The following is a 19,234-nucleotide window of genomic DNA, read 5'->3' as shown; positions in this document are numbered from 1 at the left end:
GCTGTGGGCCACCGACCGGGCATGGTTGTGATTGTATGGCTGGTCACGTTACCCAACCTTGATACTGCCTGTCATGTGCGGATGCAGCGAGCAGAAATACTTGTATTCGCCCGGCTCCGTGAAGGTGAACGAGAAGGTGCCGTCGGTGTCCATGGTCTTGGAGCGGAATTTGCCCGCACACACCACGGTGTGCGGGATGTCGTCGCGGTTGGTCCAGGTCACGGTGGTGCCGACCTTCACGTCGAGGGGGTTCGGCGTGAACGAGAAATTGTCGATATGGACCGCGGTGTCTTCGGCGCGGGCCGCCGTGACCGGCAGCAGCATGGTCGCGACCACGGCGATCCCGAAGTCGCGTCGATTGATCGTACTCATCGTCTGTTTCCTCAGCCGGATCCGTTAGCCTTGCAGCGGCGTGTCGATGATCGCCAGCGGCTGGCTGTTCTGCTTGAAGTTGATGCTGGCGACGCCGAGCATGCTGCGCAGCTTGGCATCCTCGACCTTCATCGGGCCGGGCGAGGGGGCAGCCCCCGGCGCCGGCTGCGGGAAGGCGGTCGAGCGCGCGGTGTGGAAGGTGACGTTGCCCTCGACCTTCTGCATCACCTGGTGGATGTGGCCGTTGAGCACGGTGACCGAACCGAAGCCCTTGACGTATTCCAGCGCGCGGGCGCCGTCCTCGGTGCCCCAGCCCCATTGCGGATAGACCGTCCACAGCGGGATGTGGGCGAACAGCACGATCGGCGTCGACTTGGAGCGGCCCTTGAGGTCGTTCTCCAGCCATTCGAGCTGCTCATTGCCGAGATTGCCGAGGCCGCCGCCCTTGAGGTCGACGACGTTGACGAGGCCGATGAAATGCACCCCGCCGGCGTCGAACGAATAGTAGCCCGGACCCTTGGTGCCCTTGCCGTAACGCTCCTTGTAGAGCTTGACCTCCTCGTCGATGAAGTCGTGCTCGCCCGGCACGTAATGCACGTCGAGCTTGGCCTGCGAGATGATGCGGTCGGCATCATCGAATTCGGACGCCTTCGACAGATGCGTGATGTCGCCGGTGTGGATCATGAACGACGGCTTGACCGGCATCGCCCGGACCTTGTTGATGGCCTCCTCCAGCGTGCCGATGGCGTTCGGGTTGGCCGGCTTGTCGAAGCCGACATGGCTGTCGCTGATCTGCATGAAGGTCATGCCGCTGGCCTCGGCGGCCTTGGCCGAGCCGACGATGCCGAGCGAATGCGGCACGCCGCCGGTGACGGTCCACAGCACGCCTGTGCCGGCCCAGGTCATGCATTCCAGCACCTTGCGTCGGCTGACGCCTTTCTCCTCATCGTGGTGATTGTGATCGTGTCCGCTCATGACAAGTCTCCCATGGGCCCAGGGATTGGGTTTCCGGGGAGGTGATCGGCAGGGCCGGAGCTTTATTCCCGGAGCGTCGGAGCGGGGTGAGGGGCGGAATGACGATTTCGTGAGGACCGGAAAGCCGGCTGCATTGCGGTGCAACATGGCGATGCGGCAACAGAAATGAACGGCCGCAACACGGCTGTCTTGCAGCCGTCAGCATAATGTCAGCGCTGCTGCGTAAGGTTGGCAGACATTTGATAGGTCCAGTACTGCGTGAGTGGCTTACGCCGTCCCCGAAAGGGGGCGGCGGTTTCCTTGGCGGCCGGGCAGCGGCGGCAATGGCTGCGGCTGGTCCATCGTGATCTACAGTTCCATCCTGCTGCCGATCTCGACCAGCGAACCGCTCGGAATCCGGAAGCGGTCGATCGCGTGCGCGGAATTTCGGGACATGAACGCGAACAGTGCAATCTGGAATCGGGCGATCGCGTTGCGGCGCGTACCGCTGACGGGATCGTGACGTTCGACGTAGTAGGTCGCGCCTTTCTGGATTGGCACCCCGATCTGCCTGGCATTGGCGAGTACGGCCGGCAGGTCTGGAATCTCGACGAAGCCGAAATGCACGGTAATGTGCCAGACGCCTTCGCACAGCTGTTCGCAGCGAATTCGATCCGCCGAGCGGATACGGGGCACGCTTTCAAAACTTGCGGTCAGCGCGATCGTCGTTTCGTGCAGGGAACGGGATTGCTTGACGTAGTTCACGATGATCGGCGGCATTCGGTGCCTCAGTCGGGTCAGGAATATCGCCGTTCCCGGGACCCGCGCAATGTGCTGCGTGCGCAGGCCGCCAACGAAGGCGTCGACATGCTGCGAATGCGCCATGCTCCGCCGATGCAGCGCATCGAGGCCGAAATGCCAGGTGATCATGACGCCAAACACCAGCGCGCCGAACAGCAGAGGAATCCAGCCGCCTTCCGCGATCTTGAAGAGATTGGCGAGAAAGAACGCAAGGTCGACCGCAAGCAGCAGCCCCGCGATCGTGACTGCTCGCAGCGCGCTCCAGCGCCACATGCCTCGCATCACCTGGTAGAGCAGAGCGGTGGTCAGGACCATGGTCGTGGAGACCGCGGCGCCATAGGCGGCGGCGAGGCGGTCTGAACTGCCGAAGCCGATTGTGAGTGCGACCGTCAGGCACATCATCGTCCAGTTCACGAAGGGGACGTAGATCTGGCCATATTCCTCGGCCGATGTCTGGTTGATCCGCACGCCTGGAAACCAGCCAAGCTGCATGGCCTGGCGTGTCATCGAGAACGAACCGGTGATGATGGCCTGGCTTGCGATGATGGTCGCGAGCGTCGCAAGCGTCACCAGCGGATAGACCGGCCAGACCGGTGCGAGCTTGAAGAACGGGTTGGCGCCGGGATCGGGGGAGGCGATGAAGTCACCGACCTGTCCGGCGTAGTTGAGGATGAGAGCAGGCAACACGACCCCGTACCAGGCGAGGCGGATCGGCTTGCGCCCGACATGTCCCATATCGGCGTAGAGGGCTTCACCGCCGGTGAGCGCCAGGAATACGCCGCCGAGCAGGGTGAAGCCGAGCAGGCCATGCGTGGTCAGAAGCAGAATGCCATATGCAGGATTGAGCGCACGCAGAACGTCGGGATGCCGCGCCACCGAGCTGGCGCCGAGCGCTGCCATTGTCACGAACCATAGCAGCATCACTGGGCCGAACGCCTTGCCGACGATGGCGGTCCCATGACGCTGAAACGCGAACAATGCGATCAAAATCCCGGCAGCGATGGGCATCGTGTACGGCCTGAACACGTCGGTGGCAACGTTCAGGCCTTCGACCGCGCTCAGCACCGAGATGGCCGGCGTGATGATGCCGTCGCCATAAATCAGCGCCGCGCCGAACAGCCCGATCGCAATCAGCCAACGGCCGCGCCCGGACCACCGTGCGCCGGTCAGCGCCATCAGCGCCAGAATGCCGCCCTCGCCATGGTTGTCGGCGCGCATGACGAACAGGCAATACTTGATCGAGATCGTGATGATCAGCGCCCAGACGATCAGCGAGAGCGAGCCGAGCGCGGCATCCGGGCTGAAACCGTTGCCCATCAGGTGAACGATGGTCTGCAGCGTATAGAGCGGGCTGGTGCCGAGATCGCCGTAGACGATGCCGAGCGCAAGCAGGATGCTGGTGAAAGTCGGCGCTTGCTCAAATCGGCTGTGCGCCTGCCCGGTGAAACCGGTCGTATCGTTCAGAGCAGAGATCGTCGAAGGCATCCGGCTCACCATTGTCGTCGAGTCGCGAGCAAGAGGCGGCCGCCCGGCGACAGGTCTCGCCGTTACAACGACGATGTAGCCCGATCGTTGCGAGGGTGCTCATCGGCTCGCGCCGGCAAACGCCCTGAGCGCGTCGAGCAGCAGGCCGGGCGCCTCCTGCGCGACGCAATGGCCGACGTTCTGGAACGTCCAGCGGCTGGCGTGCGGGATCAGGGCTGCGGTGCGCTCCGCCATCTCCTTGTAGATCGGCCATGACTGCTCGGCGGTGGCAATGCGGACCGGACAGGCGATCTCGGAGAACCACGGGAACGGATTGCCTCTGATGTCGCCGGTGTAGATCTGCTCCATGGCCTCAAAGATCGGTCCCAGCAGCGCCGACTCGATCTGCGGCGTGCAGCGCAGCCGCATCCGCCCGTCGTCGAGCTTTGCATATCCATGATGCACATAGGCCCACAGCGACGGTTCGGTCCACGGCGCGAAGGCCGGCGCGGCACGCAATCGGCGGAACAGGTCGTCGGCATTGTCGAATTCGGCCCGGCGGCGCAGCACGCCCTGCACCGACCCGTTCGCGATGTCGCTGAGGCCACCGCTGCGCGGCGTGCGCGGATCCATCGCGGTCGGCTCGGTCACGAACAGCCGCGCGAAGCGGTCCGGCATCAGCTTGGTGGCGAGCAGCAGGTCGGTGGCGCCGGCACTGTGGCCGATGCCGTAGATGTCATGGAGTTCGAGGCGCTGCACGATCATGCAGAGGTCGTCGGCGAAATCCTGGAAGTGATAGCGGTCGGCCGCCGGCTTGTGGCTCAGGCCATGGCCGCGGCGGTCGAGCGCATAGACGGTGTAGTCGGAGGCCAGCGCCTCCGCGACTTCGGTCCAGACCTCGGCGACGAAACCGGTGCCGTGCAGCAGCAGCGCCGGCGGCTTGCCGGACGAAGGCTCGCCCCAACGTGCGAGCGCGATCTGCGCACCGGCATCGCCAACGAGAATGCGCTGCGGCTGCATCATCGGTTGCTATCGCGCGTCCTGCAAAATCATCGCCCGTCCTGCAAAATCATCGCCGCGGCCTTTTCGGCGATCATCGCGGTCGGCGTGTTGGTATTGCCGGAGGTGATGGTCGGCATCACCGAGGCATCCGCGATGCGCAGGCCGTGCAGGCCGTAGAAGCGCAGCCGCTCGTCGACGACGGCCATCGGATCGCTCGCCAGTCCCATCTTCGCGGTGCCGACGGGGTGGAAGATCGTGGTGCCGATGTCGCCGGCGGCCTTGGCGAGCGCGGCATCGTCGTCGCCGACCGACGGACCGGGCAGGAACTCCTCGGGATGATATTGCTCCAGCGCCTTCTGCTTCATCAGTTTGCGGGTGGTGCGGATCGCGTCGGCCGCGACCTGGCGGTCGTCGTCGGTCGAGAGATAGTTCGGCGCGATCGACGGCTTGTCGTCGGGCGCGGTCGATTTGATCCGCACCGTGCCGCGCGAGGTCGGCTGCAAATTGCAGGCGCTGACCGTGATCGCGGGGAAGCGGTGCAGGGGATCGCCGAACTTGTCGAGCGACAGCGGCTGCACGTGGAACTGGATGTTGGCGCGCGCGCGCGTCGCATCCGAGCGGGTGAAGATGCCGAGCTGCGACGGTGCCATGGTCAGCGGCCCGCGGCGGCGGAACGCATAGTCGAGGCCCATCAGGCCGCGGCGGACCAGGTTGTAATAGGTCTCGTTCAGCGTGCGCACGCCCGACACCTTGTAGATCGCGCGCTGCTGTAAATGATCCTGCAGATTATGGCCGATGCCTTGCACGTCGGCCACGATGTCGACGCCGAGCGGCGACAGCCATTCGGCCGGGCCGATGCCCGAGCGGTGCAGCACCTGGACGGATCCGATCGCACCGGCGCAGAGGATCACTTCGCCTTTGGCACGCGCCTCCACGGTCTCGTTGCCTTGTCCATTGCCTTGCTCGTTGCCTTGGCGGAACAGCACGCCGGCGGCCCGGCCGCTCTCGATGATCAGGCGGTCGACCAGCACGCCGGTCTCGACCCTGAGATTGCTGCGGTTCAGCGCCGGCTTGAGGAAACCGCGCGCCGACGACCAGCGGCGGCCGCGCTTCTGGTTGACGTGGAAATAGCTGGTGCCTTCGTTGTCGCCGGTGTTGAAATCAGGGATGCGCTTGATGCCCATCTGCTCGGCGGCATCGCCGACCGCATCGAGGATCTGCCACGACAGCCGCGGCGCCTCGATGCGCCAGCCGCCGCCGGTGCCATGATGCTCGCTGGCGCCGAGGAAGTGATCCTCCAGCTTTTTGAATGCCGGCAGCACGTCGCTGTAGCTCCAGCCGGTGAGGCCGAGCTGCCGCCAGTGGTCGTAATCCGCGGCCTGGCCGCGCATCGAGATCATGGCGTTGATCGCCGACGAGCCGCCGATCACCTTGCCGCGCGGATAGGCGAGCGATCGGCCGTTGAGGCCGGGTTCGGCCTCGGTCTTGAACATCCAGTCCGAGCGCGGATTGCCGATCGCGAAGAGATAGCCGACCGGGATGTGAAACCAGATCCAGTTGTCCTTGCCGCCGGCTTCCAGCAGCAGCACGCGCTTGCTCGGATCGGCCGACAGGCGGTTGGCCATGATGCAGCCTGCCGTGCCTGCGCCGACGATAATGTAGTCGTAATCACCCTCGAGCCTTCGCGGCATGTCCTCGTTCCCGGCAAACGTCTCTTGTTGGGCTTCTTCTATAGCGTTTTCGAGCGAAGTGGAGCCCGGTTCGCGTGAAGAAAACGCGTCAATACAAGAAAATAGAACTCGGTTCGGACCGAGTCAGGACCGAGTTCTATCCAGACGCAGCCGGTCGAGACAAGCCCGGCGGTGGATGCCGGGCTTGGGCCTTTGCGCATAATTCGGACCGGATGTGGACTTGGGCGGCTTTTCACGCCCATTCCGAATGAATAGGCTTTCTCCTGATAGATGGTTGCTCAACTTGCCGGAGGATTGCCGTGGCAGACCCAGTCCGCGCCGCATTTTACCACGACGGAATGCGTGAGTTGCAGGATCGCTTCGACGGTCGTCGCGTCGCCGACGGCCTCGAGAAGCATCGCCTCCACTTCGAATTCTGGGAGCAGGATCGCAGGCTCATCGAGGAGACGCGTTTCTTCTTCATCGCGACGAGCTATCAGGACAACGTCGATTGTTCGATGCGTTCCGGCGATCCCGGCTTCGTGAAGATCACCGGGCCCGATACGCTTGAATTCCCGGAGTATGACGGCAACAACATGTACCGCACGCTCGGCAATATTCATCGCAACCCGAACGTCGGGTTGCTGTTTGTGCGCCTCGACGGCAAGACGTTTCGCACGCGCATCCGAGGCAAGGCAACGATCCACGACGACCCGGAGACGCTTGCCAGGCACCATGGCGCGAAGGTCGTCGTGCGCGTGACATGCGAGATCTTCCCGAATTGCCCGCGCTACGTTCCCGACCTGATGGGCGCCTCAGCGGATGTGCCGCCGAATCTGTTCGTTCCGCGGCCCGGCTACGAGCCGCCCGCACCGGAATGGAAGAGCCGGGATTACCTCAAGGACGTGCTTTCGAAATACGATCCGCATCGGAAGCGTGAGGTCTAGCGATCAAGGCAGCGGCGCCATGTAGGGAATGCTGGCCACCAGCGCGAACACCTGCACCGCATTGCACGCCATGCCGCCCCAATGCAGCCGGCGCAGCCGCCGCACGGCGGTCGGATCGCCTGAATCTCTCGCGTCTGCCTCGGCATCGAGCCGGCGCAGGAACCATCGCCGCGCCAGCACCGCGAAACCGGCGATCAGGGCGATGCAGAGTGCGGTGAGCGGCCGGCCCGCCGCGACAAAGGCGAGCGTCCCGATCACGCCGGAGACGGCCAGCACGAGGAAGTAGGCATTGAACATGCCGCGCAGCAGCCGGGTGACCGGCGGGACGTCGAGCTTCACCAGCAGGAACGCCGGCGCGGCCAGCAGGAAGTATCCCATCGGCACCAGCAGGATGATGGTGGAGAACAGGACCGCTTGATCCGGCGTCATGCAGCCGCTCCGTGTTTGGAAGAAGAGGGATTTCGCTGCGGAACCTGGGGTAGTATCCGTGCCGGATATGCCCCGTACTATTGGGCTTTGGTCGGGTGCGATCGTGTCGGTCGGGTCAGTCAGTGATAACGATCTTGACGGTTGACCCGTCCGGCAAGTCCTTGGTCTCCGAATACATCTTTGCCGTAAAGGCGATCCAGTCTCGACAAGAGCACATCCATACATTGTCGACCGTATACTCGCCCCCGAACAGCGGCAGCGTCGTGAAGGCGTAGCACTGGGAACGGCCAAGGATCAGTCCGGCCGAGCGGCACCGATCGACCAATGGGCGCAGCAGCCAACCATCCGCGTCATCCACGCAACGTTCGCGAAACGCACCCTCGGAAGCGGCGATCCTTGCGATCGAGCCCGCCGACACTTCCAGCATGTGAACCGCTCCTGTGGCGTCCGCCAAAAATATGTCCGCGAACAGGCTGGCTCCCAGGACGCGGCTCCCGGCAGGCAGTATGTCCGACCAAGTGGCGAGCTGGGCGAGCGTGATTTCAACCGGAAGGAAGTCTGAGCGGCCCTGTTCCATCCTGAGATCATGAATGCCCGTTCGCGCTGCGGCAAGTCGGAAGTTCTCTGTGCAGGTGACGTCCATGGCCCGGCGCTTTCCGCCAATCTCGGTCGCTCTGCATTTGCCGCGCCATGGGCCCAGCCACCAGCGCGAACACCTGCACCGCATTGCATGCCATGCCGCCCCAATGCAGCCGGCGCAGCCGCCGCACAGCGGTCGGATCGCCTGAATCTCTCGCGTCTGCTTCGGCATCGAGCCGGCGCAGGAACCATCGCCGCGCCAGCACGACCAAACGCCGCCTTGGCGAACAATGTCGGGCCCACGGGGGAGACGTATCAGCTTCGGAATTCAGCAGTTGCGTATGTCGCGGACGTCCCGGCAAATCCTCACGATTTCCTTTTGTAATTGTGCGTCGGTCAATTCGACGAGTGGCATCTGTGGGTTATTGGCCGCTTGAATATCGTTCAGCTCGGTCTCCTCGTAGAGCGCATGATCAATCGCTACCCATACGATTTTCACGCCGCGTGTCTTGGCGGCCTGCAGCAAGGTCTTTAGCTCGTGCTGCACCACGAAATCCGAAGCAAGGAAGTTGTGGCTCGCCAGAAGCAGCGCGACGTTGGCCTGCTGCATGGCAAGATCAATGGAGTCCTTCCAATTGCTGCCGGGCCTCAGTCGAGTGTCATCCCATAGATCGATGCTGCCCTTTCTGATCAAGGGTTTTAGCGTCGTTTGGAATTTTTTGAGCCAGTCACCATCCTTGTGGCTGTAACTGACGAAGACCGATGCGGGCGAATTGCCGACGCTTGTGGAGGGCATGTCTTCCTTCGCCGGCGGGCTTGAAGCGTCCATCTTGCCGATCCCAAGTGCTTCGAGTTCTCTTACGACTCGACTGAGGTCTTCGCATCCAATTTCCGCCCATAGCGCGGCGCGCGTGCTGTGTGCGCCCTCCACGGCAATGAAGGCGCCGAGTATCTCGCGTGTCCAGATTGGTCTTAGCCTGGAAAACATGGGGAATTTTTGCAGCGCTTTGTCGAGCTCGGTGACCAAGTGATGGCTTCCAGAATGAATGAGCGCCGTGAGAACCAATAGGCTTTCAATAGGTTCGGAAGTCTCGCGTTCTCTGTCCTCCAGAAGCGGCTTTGCGCTTGTCCCAAGGAGTCGCGCAAGAGCGATTGCACTGGTACCTCTGATAAAGGGGTCGCTCGCATTGAGGCGCTTATCCAAGGCTTGCAACACGGACTTTTCACCTCGGACCGCAAGTGAATAGCGCATCTGGGCGGCAATCTCATCGTCACCCTGTGCGATAGAGAAGGCCAGCTCGGAGCATTGTGGCCAGTCGATCCTCAGGCCGTAAAGCGCACTCAATGCCCAGCCTATGCCAGGGCACGTTGCCCCATCGCCGATGATAGCCGCCAAATGCCTGGCTGCTTCGGGGTGGACGATATTGCCCAGTGCAATGCCTGCACCGACGCCGATTGAGTCGTCCTCGAGAAATGAAGCGAGCCGTGGCACGGTTCGGCGCAAGCGCAGATGGCCCAATCCAACCATGGCGTGACCGCGATACTTGTCCTCTGGGTGTGTAAGCCAGCGCGCAATGAGGGCGTCAGCCGCGCGTGGCTCCAACTCGCCCATGACAAGATCGATATCCCAGGAATAATCTTCGTCGCGTACCGCTTGTTGAAAATCCCGCAATAGTTCTTCGCACGACTGGAGCAGGGATGCCTCGCCAATTCGGGCAAAGATTCGAAGCGTCGCCTGAATGGCATAGTATGCAAGCTTCCCCATCGTGTATTTGTCGATGGTACGGTATCGGTCGACTTGTCCCGGCCGGCCGTAGCGAGCGGTCTCGGCGATACTGTAAGCGCTCTCTGAAGCGGCAGCGTATCCAAGCGCCTCGATCGCTATCCTTTGTACGTCAATGTCCTTGGACTGGAGTAGCTGATAGGTGGCCGAGCGAACAACGCTATCCCCGACAAATGCGCTAAAGCAGGGGGAAACTGCCGTTTTGGCGTGCCAGGTTTCATTTTCAATAATGGTGAGCAGATGCTGGGCCACCTGCGGTCCCAGTATCTTACAAAGACGGGTCAGTCGTATCGACGAATGCCATGAGTGCGTCGGCCAAGCTGAGCCTAGCGGGAGCAATTCCTTTATGATGTCAGGACCGTTGGCGGCCAGCCGATGAAGTGCTGTTTCCGCCGCCAGTGGATCGGTCCCCCAAAAAGCCTCGAAATCGTCCATTCCAATGCCCGCGGAGAATAGCTTTAGACGGTGGCTCGGTTTGATAGCACGCCGAAACATTACCTTGTCGTGGAAAAATGGGGCAGTCCACCGCGTGGTTGCAAGGAGAACACCTTTTCAAAAAGGTTAGTGGTCGGATTTGCGTGTTTGGTATTACTTGCCGGCTGTTGGGTGGACCGCCTCTTGCATGCTAGACAGGCTCCCGTCGTCCAACCTTCGAGGCCAGAATTCTCATGCCCATCGTCAACCGCGTCGCCGATCTGCAACCCGATATCCAGGCCTGGCGCCGCGACATCCATGAAAACCCCGAGCTGCTCTATGATGTGCACCGCACTGCATCATTCGTGGCCGACCGTCTCAGGGAGTTCGGCTGCGACGAGGTCGTGACCGGGCTCGGCAAGACCGGCGTGGTCGGGGTCATCAAGGGCAACAAGGGGCCGGCCAAGGGCGACGTCAAGGTGATCGGCCTGCGCGCCGACATGGACGCGCTGCCGATCCACGAAGAGACCAATTTGCCCTACGCCTCGAAGACGCCCGGCAAGATGCATGCTTGCGGCCATGACGGCCACACCGCGATGCTGCTCGGCGCCGCGCGCTATCTCGCCGAGACGCGCAATTTCGCCGGCGACGTGGCGGTGATCTTCCAGCCCGCCGAGGAGGGCGGGGCAGGAGCGGCCGCCATGATCAAGGACGGCCTGATGGACCGCTTCGGCATCGAGCAGGTCTACGGCATGCACAATGGGCCGGGAATTCCGATCGGCTCGTTCGCGATCCGTCCGGGCCCGATCATGGCATCCACCGACGAGGTCAACATCAACATCGAAGGGCTCGGCGGCCATGCCGCGCGGCCGCACAAGTGCATCGATTCGGTGATGGTCGGCGCGCAGCTCATCACCGCGTTGCAGTCGATCGTGTCGCGCAGCGTCGATCCGTTGGATTCCGCCGTGATCTCGATCTGCGAATTCCACGCCGGCAACGCCCGCAACGTGATCCCGCAGACCGCGGTGCTGCGCGGCACGGTGCGCACCCTGACCCCGGAGGTCCGGCAATTGATCGAGAAGCGCATCGGCGAAGTAGTCAAGGGCGTGGCCCAATTGACCGGCGCGCGGATCGATCTCGACTACAAGCGCGGCTATCCCGTCACCGTCAATCACCCCTCGCAGACCGAATTCGCCACCCGCATCGCCAGGGAAGTGGCCGGCGACGGCAACGTGCACACGATGCCGCCGCTGATGGGCGGCGAGGACTTCTCCTACATGCTGGAAGCCCGCCCCGGTGCCTTCATCTTCTGCGGCAACGGCGACAGCGCGGGCCTGCACCATCCTGCCTACAATTTCAACGACGAGGCGATCGTGTACGGCACCTCGTATTTCGTGAAGATCGTGGAGGACGCGCTGGCGGCGTGAGCTTCGAAGTCGGCGTAACGCTTTCTACCGTCATTGCGAGGAGCGAAGCGAGGAAGCGACCCATATCTCCGCTTGCGGTGCTGTGGATTGCTTCGCGGAGCCTGTCATCGGGCGCGCGTTTGCGCGACCCGTTAACTCGCACTGACGGTGAGTGTTGGTCTTGGCGCCGGCTCACGCGTCCCAGCGCACCGGCAGCGTCACCGGGCCGCGGAACACCCAGCCGCGGACGACTGGTGGCGCCTCCGCGCGGAGGCGCAGATTCCGAAACCGGTCGAACAGCATCGGCGCCACGATCTTGCCGACGGTGAGCCGCGACACCCAGGTGCCGGCGCAGAAATGCGGTCCGGCGCCGAATGCCAGGTGCGATTGCCTGGGCCGCATCACGTCGAAGCGATCGGGCTCGGCGAAGCGATTGCCGTCGCGGTTGGCGGCGCCGACGCAGAGGCCGATCTGAAGGCCCTCGGGCAGCCTGGTGCCGGAGAGATCGACGTCGCGGGTGACGCGGCGCGGATACATGCCGATCGGCGAGATCCAGCGCACCGCTTCCTCGAGCGCCGCCGGCCACAGCTCCGGCTTCGCCAGCACGTTGTCCTTCTGCGCCGGGTTTTCCAGCAGGCCGAGCACAAGGGTCAGGATCGCGTCGCGCGGCTCGTTCAGGCCGCCGCCGATGATCACCTTGACGTTGGCGCGGATGCCCTCGATCGGCATCGGCGGATCGGCATGGACCATCGAGGACAGGATCGATGGATTCGGCCGGTTGCGATGCTCATCGAGCACCGCGTCGATCGCGGCATCGACAGCGGCGCTCGCCTGCATCGCCTTGCGCTCGATCTCGCCATGGGCGGCATAGTTGCCGGCGCCGTCGATCAGCGCCTGCGACCATTCGGCGAGCGTCTGCCACGGCATCGCGCGAAAGCCGATCATCGCCATCAGGCTGAGGGAAGCCATCGGCGCGGCCAGCGCGGTGAACAGATCGGCTTCACCGGCCGCCGCCAGATCGTCGATCAGTCTGTCCGCGATCGCGGTGAATTGCGGCGCCCAGTGCTCCTTGATCGTGGCCGGGCGGAACGAGGGTTCGATCGCCTTGCGGCCGATCGTATGCTCGGCGCCGTCCTTCCGCATGAAGGTCGGCCCCATCACCCTGTTGACCAGCGAGGCGGGATTGTCGGCCGAGTAGGTCGCGCCATCGCGCTCGATCCGCGTGATGTCGTCGAAGCGCGTCACCAGCGTCAGCTTGGCGGGCGCGACATGGACCGCCGGCGCCAGCTCGCGCAGGCGGCGGAAGATCGGATAGGGGTCGTCGAGCAGGTCCTGATAGGCGATGTCGCTGACGATGGGCACGCTGCTGGCCATGGGTCCTCCCGGAGCGGTTTTTTGCGAAGGCTAGCGCCGGGCGGGTAATCGCTCAATTCGATGGGATTGATATCATCCATCGAATTGTTCCATGACCCTGTGCTAGGCTGGACCGTCGACAATCCGGGAGGTGCAGCGTGGCGGTGAATTCCTCGATCGATCCGATCGACATCGGGACCTTGCGGACGCTGGTGCTGGTCTACGATCTGCAATCGTTCTCGGCGGCGGCCAAGCGGCTCGACGTCAACCAGTCCACCATCAGCTATGCGGTCGAACGGCTGCGCGGCGCGCTGCTCGATCCGCTGTTCGTCCGCAACGGCAATGGCGTGACCGCGACCGAGCGCTGTGCGGTGCTGGTCGGCTGGGCGCGGGACATGATCGGCGAGATCGACGGGCTGGCCTCACCGGTCGAATTCGACCCGGCGATCGCGCAGGGCAGCGTGGCCATCTCCTGCAACTATCACGAACGCCAGACCCTGATCCCGCAGTTCAGCGCGCGGCTGCGTGCCGGCGCGCCGCAGGTTCGTCTCGTCCTGCTCGATGCCGGAGGCCATGGCGACGTCCATCTCAAGCAGAACCAGTGCGACATCGTGCTCGGTCCGGTCGGGATCGTCGGCGAGAGCTTCTTCCGCCGCCACATCCTCACCGATCACTATGTCTGCGTGATGGATCCGGCCAATCCGCTGGCGCGGGGCCGGATCGCGCTGTCGGCCTATGCGAAGGCCGCGCATGTCTTCATCACCCATAGCGGCGAGTGGCAGCCGCTTTATCTCGCGGCGCTGAAGGCGAGGAAGATCGAGATCGCGCCGATCGTCAGCCTGCCGAACCACGACAGTCTGGAGCGGATCCTCACCGGCACACGGCTGGTCGCGACCATCCCGCATCATCTGGCGCGGGCGATGCGCGGCAGCCTGCACGTCGCTGCGCTGCCGTTCCGGGTGCCGATCTCGATCGACATGTACTGGAGCGCCAGGACGGCCAAGTCAGGCCTGCACAAATGGGCGCGCGGCCTGCTGGCGGAGGTCGCCAAGGCTTACGCCGGCTGAGCGTGGAGCACGTCTTGCGTTCCAATGCAGAAGGCCCGCACCTGAGGTGCGGGCCTTTCGTCCTGTCGCGGCGAAAGCGGGGCCATCAGAACACGTGGTAGAACACGTAGTACAGAACGCCCGAGAGGATCATCGCGGCCGGCAGGGTCAGCACCCAGGCCATTGCGATGTTGCGGATCGTCGACCATTGCAGGCCGGAGCCGTTGGCGGCCATGGTGCCCGCGATGCCTGACGACAGCACGTGCGTGGTCGAGACCGGCAGGCCGTAGCCGTCGGCCGCCGCGATCGTCGCGGCCGCGGTGATCTCGGCGCAGGCGCCCTGCGCGTAGGTCAGGTGGGTCTTGCCGATCTTCTCGCCGACGGTGACGACGATGCGCTTCCAGCCGACCATGGTGCCGAGGCCGAGCGCGATGGCGACGGCGAACTTCACCCAGCTCGGGATGAACTTCGTCGCGGCATCGAGCGAGCCCTTGTACTCGTTCAGCGTGGCGACGTCGGCGGCGGAGAGCTCGGCTTCCTTGTCCTTCATCAGGAAGCGGATCGCCTCGGACGCCAGGTACATGTCGTTGCGGGTGTTGCCGACCGCGTCGGCCGGGAACTTGGCCAGTGATCCGTACTCGGCGACCTGCTTGCCGATGTCGCGCACCAGCACCGCCAGCGACGGATAGGTGCCTTCGTTGATCTGGTGCTGCGCGACATAGTTGGTCACGGCCGGGCGCGGATTGCCGATCACGTTGTAGCCGGCGGCTTTGCCTTCGATGACCTTGCTGGCCGCGCTCGAGTGCGCGGCGAAGTACTCGATCTGGGCCGCCGGCAGCGCGCGGTTCAGCGCGTAGGCGGTCGGTACGGTGCCGATCAGGATCAGCATGATCAGGCCCATGCCCTTCTGACCGTCGTTGGAGCCGTGGAAGAAGCTCACCAGCGTGCAGGTCAGGATCAGGATGCCCCGGATCCACCACGGCGGCGGCTGGTTGCCGACCGGCTCGCCGAACAGTGCCGGCGTTGCGCGCGCCAGCACGGCCTTGAGGATGTAGAGCAGGCCGGCCGCGAGCACGAAGCCGAACAGCGGCGACAGCAGCAGCGCCTTGGCGATGCCGGCGGCCTGCGTCCAGTCCACGCCCGAGGTGCCGTCACGGCCGCGCAGCAGCGCATTGGTGATGCCGACCCCCATGATCGATCCGATCAGAGTGTGCGAGCTCGACGCCGGCAGGCCGAGCCACCAGGTGCCGAGATTCCAGAGGATGGCGGCGATCAACAGCGCGAACACCATCGCAAAGCCGGCGCTCGAGCCGACTTGCAGGATGAGTTCGACCGGCAGCAGCGAGACGATGCCGAACGCGACGGCGCCGCTCGAGAGCAGCACGCCGAACAGGTTGAACATGCCCGACCACACCACGGCGACATGCGCCGGCAGCGAGCGGGTGTAGATCACGGTGGCGACCGCGTTGGCGGTATCGTGGAAGCCGTTGACGAATTCGAAGCCGAGCGCGATCAAGAGCGCAACGAACAGCATGATGTAGGGCAGGAACGACGTGACGCGCGTGCCGGTGGCGTCGACGTCGGCATAGATGCTGTAGGCAACGAACAGCAGCGCGGCCGCAACCACGCCCAAATAAATAACCCCGGTCATGGGGTGGAAGCCTTTGTCGAGGTCCGGGCCCTTTTTCAAGGCGGGCTCGATCGAGCCGGGTAACGCCATATCGCTCATGGTAAACTCCTGTCCCAATGCCTCCGATTTTGATCGATGCATATGACAGGCAATTGAAATCGGGCCGTGAAATGAGGCGTTCGTCTGCGGCCGTGGATATCGAGCGGAGTTTATGTGCAACGCATTGATGGCTCACGCGCCTTGGCGGCCTCGTGGCAATCTTCAGCAATAGACGACCACCGATCACGACGGAGTTCACCGTCCGATTTCGCGAGGTGAGGCAATTGAGGGAGGCGAGGACGTCGCCGGAGAGACGTGGGGCCACGTGGCCAGCACATCTGGATTTCAGCACGCCTGTATTTCAAGTCGCCTGGAATCTAAGTCGTCAAGACTCCGCGTCACCAGGAATCCGGTGCGGACTGGAAGCGAGCGAGAGGGACGAATAGCGAGATGAGGTGGCGCGCCGCACGATCGGGGCTAGCAAACCGCGCGGCGCGCCCGCCTCGGGGTACGCCATGGCGTGAACATGACGCCCGATTACCTGCGGAACATGTCACAGTACCACGGATCAATTAAAGGTTGTAGGTATTTGTTTGCAGCTTAGAACAATTTCACGTTGAAGTGTGGTTCCACAAACCGGTGGAACTCAGGCCGCGCGGGCCGAATTGCGCAACCGTTCCGCGGCGATTTTCAGGTCGCCGATAAAGCGCTGATATTCCAGCGCCTTGGCTTTCTCGTCGGGCAATCGCAACAGATAGGACGGGTGCACGGTGACGAGCACCTTGGTGGCGTCGTGGTTAATCAGATGGCCGCGGTTCTTGTTGATCGGCGTGATCTTGCCGAGCACGCTTTGCGCTGCGGTGGCGCCGAGCGCAACCACGAGTTCCGGCTTGATGGCGGCGAGCTCGCGCTCATACCACTGACGGCAGGCGCGGATCTCCGGCGTGTTCGGCTTCTGGTGCAGCCGGATCTTGCCGCGCGGCACGAACTTGAAGTGCTTCACCGCATTGGTGATGTAGACCTTGCGGCGATCGATGCCGGCTTCCCCGAGCGCGCGATCGAGCAACTGCCCGGCCGGTCCGACGAAGGGGTGGCCGGCGAGATCCTCCTTGTCGCCGGGCTGCTCGCCGACCAGCATCAGCGTTGCGCTTTGCGGTCCTTCGCCGAACACGGTTTGCGTCGCATCCTTCCACAGCGGGCAGGCGCGGCAGGCGGCGGCCTCGTCGCGCAAGGCGGCAATCGTGTCGTGGGCCTGTTTGTTTGCAGTCGGCTTGCGAGGCATCGGCTGATCCTGAGGCTGCTGCGGCTCGGCCGCCCTGCGTGCGACGAAGGGGCCGCTGGTCATGCGCATGGCGTCTTCGATCAGCGGCTTAATGATCGAATCCTCCGGCAGGTTCCTCCAATTGGCCTGCGGCATCTCCATCACTTTCAGCCGCGCCGGATTGGAGAAGCTGTTGTCATGACGCCGCCAGGCCTCCTCGAGCCGGTCCTCGCTCGGCACCTCGGATTTGGCGACGCCCGGCGTGATCGAGATCGCGTGCCCGTCCCAATGGGCGCAGACGTCGGGCGTGAGGATCGACCACGGCATGTCGGCGAAACGGCCGGCGAAGAAAGGCGCGGCGAGCTCGACGACGTGATGCTCCGGCTCGAACCAGGCGACGTAATGCGCCGTCCGCTCGCGGCCGATCTCGCGAAAGCGGAGCTGCGCGTGCATCCGGTCGATGTCGCGATAGACCGCGCGCGCCATCGCGTGGACCTCGGCGACGTCGGGATCGGCGGTCGCGCCGAGCAGATCGTGGTGGCTGCGCAGCCGCCACAGCAGGCGATAGAGCAGGGCGAAGCGCCGATCGTCGCGATGCAGGATCGCGGCCTTTGCGAGCTCGACGAATTTGGCCGACACGCTGAACTGCGCCTGCGGCGTGTCAGGCCATTCATTCGCGCAGGCGGCCGACGACAATTCGTCGTCGCGGCGTATGGTCCATGTGACCTCAGCGGGCTGCACGTCATGTGTCGCCAGGCGCCGCGCGGCCTTGCGCCAGCCCTCGAAATCGGTGTCGTTGTCGAGCACGATGATACGCATGCGATTGCTCCATTTCCGTCACGCCGCCATTTTCGGGGCCTTCCGCGCCCGACGTTGCGAGCGATCCGGCTGCGGCCGCTGTTCGGCTGCTGAATCCCATTGATTCCACTGATGAATCGATGGGCTCACCAATCCGATTGACTCCGCGGGCCCTGTTAGCTTTATATTAGAACATATCATGAACAAATGGGCCAGTCCCTGGTTCTCTGTTCAGATCAGTGACGGCCTCAAATTTTGGTTGGGAAGGAGCGGCGCATATGAATGGCGCACGCATGGGTACGCTTGCGTCTCTGCGCGGCAGCATCGCGCGCATCGAGGCGGCATCGGAGGCGGCGATGCCGAACCGCGTCGCGCTCGGCCACACGAGTGCGGACGCGATGTTGCGCGGCGGGCTTGCGCCGGCCGCGCTGCACGAGGTGTTCGCCGCCGGCCATCAAAGCGGTGCTGCGACCGGCTTCATCGCGGGGCTTGCCGGACGCGTGTCGACGCGCAAGCCCCTGGTCTGGGTGCGGCAGGATTTTTCCGATCGCGAGAACGGCGCGCTGTCGATGCGCGGCCTTGCCGAGCTCGGCCTCGATCCGCGCCTTCTGGTCACGGTGCGTGCCGCCGATGTCGACGGCGCCCTGCGCACCGCGGCCGATGCGCTGGCCTGCGATGCGCTCGGCGCGGTCGTGCTCGAAATCTGGGGCCAGGCGCGCCAGCTCGATCTCGTCGCCAGCCGCAAGCTGACTTTGGCCGCGCAAGCCTCCGGCGTCACCGCGCTGGTGCTGCGGATCGCGGCGACGCCAATCCCCTCGACCGCGGAGACGCGCTGGATCGTGCGCGCGGCGCATTCGCCGCCCGGCCACGCCGCAAGCGCCTGGGGCGCGCCGCGCGTCGAGGCCGAACTGGTGCGCAACCGTCATGGCCCGGTCGGGCGATGGATCATGGAATGGAAATGTGATGAGTGCCAATTCAGCGAACCGTCGGCGTATCCTCAGCCTGTGGCTGCCACGCCTGCCCATCGACCGCATCAAGCGCAAGCTCGCGCAGGACATCGCCTCGCGAGCTGAGCTGGTTGCAAGCGAGCTGAGCCGATCTTCAAGTGAGGTGAGCACATTGGAAGGGCTCTCTCCCCCCTTGCGAGGTCCGAAGCTCGCTCTCGAAGTTGGAGAGAGGGGTAGCCACGAGCACCGCCCGTGGGGCTCACCCCTCTCCCTCACCCTCCCCCGCAAGGGGGGAGGGAACCCATCCGCTCATGCGTCCCTTACGAACGAGGCGAAACA

At 63.9% G+C, this 19,234-nt stretch carries 15 protein-coding genes; 4 read left to right on the top strand and 11 right to left on the bottom strand.

The window, feature by feature from the left end:
• Positions 1 to 48 precede the first annotated feature (48 nt).
• From ACVINW_RS37020 to ACVINW_RS37000, 5 genes are all read right to left on the bottom strand, one after another.
• Complete coding sequence (locus ACVINW_RS37020) at positions 49 to 372, bottom strand: cupredoxin domain-containing protein (protein ID WP_456755854.1); 324 nt, start codon at positions 370 to 372, stop codon at positions 49 to 51.
• 24 nt (positions 373 to 396) lie between these two features.
• Positions 397 to 1,347, bottom strand: a complete 951-nt coding sequence (locus tag ACVINW_RS37015; protein ID WP_456755853.1) for a metallophosphoesterase family protein — start codon at positions 1,345 to 1,347, stop codon at positions 397 to 399.
• A 348-nt stretch (positions 1,348 to 1,695) separates the two neighbouring features.
• The gene (locus ACVINW_RS37010) at positions 1,696 to 3,612 is read right to left on the bottom strand and encodes a potassium transporter Kup (RefSeq protein ID WP_456755852.1); all 1,917 of its coding nucleotides are present in this window, start codon (positions 3,610 to 3,612) and stop codon (positions 1,696 to 1,698) included.
• A gap of 99 nt (positions 3,613 to 3,711) precedes the next feature.
• Positions 3,712 to 4,614 (bottom strand): alpha/beta fold hydrolase, encoded by a 903-nt coding sequence (locus ACVINW_RS37005; protein ID WP_456755851.1) that lies wholly within the window; start codon positions 4,612 to 4,614, stop codon positions 3,712 to 3,714.
• A 26-nt stretch (positions 4,615 to 4,640) separates the two neighbouring features.
• Positions 4,641 to 6,284, bottom strand: coding sequence for a GMC family oxidoreductase (locus tag ACVINW_RS37000; protein WP_456755850.1), 1,644 nt, complete (start codon positions 6,282 to 6,284; stop codon positions 4,641 to 4,643).
• Positions 6,285 to 6,583: 299 nt separating this feature from the next.
• On the opposite strand from ACVINW_RS37000, the gene ACVINW_RS36995 reads away from it, so the two are divergent.
• The gene (locus ACVINW_RS36995; RefSeq protein ID WP_456755849.1) at positions 6,584 to 7,210 is read left to right on the top strand and encodes a pyridoxamine 5'-phosphate oxidase family protein; all 627 of its coding nucleotides are present in this window, start codon (positions 6,584 to 6,586) and stop codon (positions 7,208 to 7,210) included.
• Between the two features lie 3 nt (positions 7,211 to 7,213).
• Here the strand turns inward: ACVINW_RS36995 and ACVINW_RS36990 are convergent, their stop codons facing one another.
• The 3 genes from ACVINW_RS36990 to ACVINW_RS36980 all read right to left on the bottom strand — a co-directional run bounded on the left by ACVINW_RS36990 (position 7,214) and on the right by ACVINW_RS36980 (position 10,436).
• Positions 7,214 to 7,639, bottom strand: coding sequence for a hypothetical protein (locus ACVINW_RS36990; RefSeq protein WP_456755848.1), 426 nt, complete (start codon positions 7,637 to 7,639; stop codon positions 7,214 to 7,216).
• Between the two features lie 115 nt (positions 7,640 to 7,754).
• A complete protein-coding gene (locus ACVINW_RS36985) occupies positions 7,755 to 8,282 on the bottom strand; it encodes a T6SS immunity protein Tdi1 domain-containing protein (protein ID WP_456755847.1) in 528 nt (175 codons plus the stop codon).
• A 264-nt stretch (positions 8,283 to 8,546) separates the two neighbouring features.
• Positions 8,547 to 10,436 (bottom strand): TIR domain-containing protein, encoded by a 1,890-nt coding sequence (locus ACVINW_RS36980; protein ID WP_456755846.1) that lies wholly within the window; start codon positions 10,434 to 10,436, stop codon positions 8,547 to 8,549.
• Positions 10,437 to 10,669: 233 nt separating this feature from the next.
• On the opposite strand from ACVINW_RS36980, the gene ACVINW_RS36975 reads away from it, so the two are divergent.
• Positions 10,670 to 11,842, top strand: coding sequence for a M20 aminoacylase family protein (locus ACVINW_RS36975; RefSeq protein ID WP_212018790.1), 1,173 nt, complete (start codon positions 10,670 to 10,672; stop codon positions 11,840 to 11,842).
• Positions 11,843 to 12,013: 171 nt separating this feature from the next.
• Here the strand turns inward: ACVINW_RS36975 and ACVINW_RS36970 are convergent, their stop codons facing one another.
• Complete coding sequence (locus tag ACVINW_RS36970) at positions 12,014 to 13,195, bottom strand: cytochrome P450 (RefSeq protein ID WP_456755845.1); 1,182 nt, start codon at positions 13,193 to 13,195, stop codon at positions 12,014 to 12,016.
• Between the two features lie 137 nt (positions 13,196 to 13,332).
• On the opposite strand from ACVINW_RS36970, the gene ACVINW_RS36965 reads away from it, so the two are divergent.
• Positions 13,333 to 14,241 carry a LysR family transcriptional regulator gene (locus ACVINW_RS36965; protein ID WP_456755844.1) on the top strand — a complete coding sequence of 303 codons (909 nt, stop codon included), beginning with the start codon at positions 13,333 to 13,335 and terminating at the stop codon, positions 14,239 to 14,241.
• Between the two features lie 85 nt (positions 14,242 to 14,326).
• Here the strand turns inward: ACVINW_RS36965 and ACVINW_RS36960 are convergent, their stop codons facing one another.
• Both ACVINW_RS36960 and ACVINW_RS36955 read right to left on the bottom strand, forming a co-directional pair.
• Entirely contained in the window at positions 14,327 to 15,949 is a 1,623-nt protein-coding gene (locus ACVINW_RS36960) for an inorganic phosphate transporter (RefSeq protein WP_456755843.1), read from the bottom strand.
• A 586-nt stretch (positions 15,950 to 16,535) separates the two neighbouring features.
• Entirely contained in the window at positions 16,536 to 17,969 is a 1,434-nt protein-coding gene (locus tag ACVINW_RS36955) for a UdgX family uracil-DNA binding protein (RefSeq protein ID WP_456755842.1), read from the bottom strand.
• 257 nt (positions 17,970 to 18,226) lie between these two features.
• Between ACVINW_RS36955 and ACVINW_RS36950 the strand changes: the two genes are divergently transcribed.
• The gene (locus ACVINW_RS36950) at positions 18,227 to 19,021 is read left to right on the top strand and encodes an ImuA family protein (RefSeq protein ID WP_456755841.1); all 795 of its coding nucleotides are present in this window, start codon (positions 18,227 to 18,229) and stop codon (positions 19,019 to 19,021) included.
• Positions 19,022 to 19,234: the final 213 nt, after the last annotated feature.

The organism is Bradyrhizobium sp. USDA 4461, assembly GCF_054055655.1.
This window is presented reverse-complemented; position numbering and strand designations above follow the sequence as displayed.